This window comes from Paenibacillus sp. LHD-38 (assembly GCF_031157315.1).
Taxonomy (GTDB): domain Bacteria; phylum Bacillota; class Bacilli; order Paenibacillales; family Paenibacillaceae; genus Pristimantibacillus.
In genome coordinates this window covers 1-724 of the sequence record NZ_JAVIFU010000146.1, presented here as the reverse complement: position 1 = coordinate 724, position 724 = coordinate 1, and the positions used below count along the sequence as shown (strand labels likewise).

Here is a 724-nt window from a genome sequence, read left to right as displayed (position 1 = left end):
GCTCTTAACATGATCCTTCATGTGACCGAAAAAGGATTCTTGGGGTGCATTGTCCCAGCAGTTACCACGTCGTGACATTGACTGTCCTAGGCCCTTCTTCTTCAATAGTTTCTGATAGGTGGGGCTTGTATAATGGCACCCTTGATCGGAATGGATGAAGGCATCCTTATGGAGTTTAATACGACGCTGTTTTGTTAACAACTCAATGGTCTCTGTAGCAAGAGGCAATTGGAGGGAATGGGATAGATTGCTAGCTAGAAGCTCTCCTGTGGAGGAGTCCAGAATGGTGGATAAATATGCCGTCTGTGATTTGCCATACGGAAGATAGGTGATATCGGTAAGCAGCACAAGACCTGGGATACCTTTCTTAAAATCCCTCTGCAACTCATTTGGAAGCGTTCGGTGTTCTTGTGTAGCTTTAGCTATACGCCGATAAGGGTTTGGTTTTCGATGAGGGCATACGATGTCGAATTTTTGCATGAGTCTTCGAATACGCTTAAGGTTATAGCAAGTATCATATTCATTCTCCAGCGTCATCTTAATGGATCTAGAGCCCTTTTTGAAGCCCCTTTTATTAAATGCTTTCTTAATCATCGCCCCTGCTTGTTCATCCACTAGCGCACGCTCCTGGCGCTTGTCAGCAGAGCTCAGGTAGTTGTAATAGCCAGAGCGAGAGACGTCCAGTAGTTGGCAGAAATAACGTGTCATTCGCCCTAGGCCTAGT

General features: G+C 45.6%; 1 protein-coding gene. It reads right to left on the bottom strand.

Annotation, left to right across the window (positions count from 1 at the left end; translation table 11 throughout):
• Positions 1–724, bottom strand: a 724-nt coding sequence (locus tag RCO25_RS34645; RefSeq protein ID WP_309000577.1) for an IS3 family transposase, incomplete at both ends; no start/stop codon positions are given.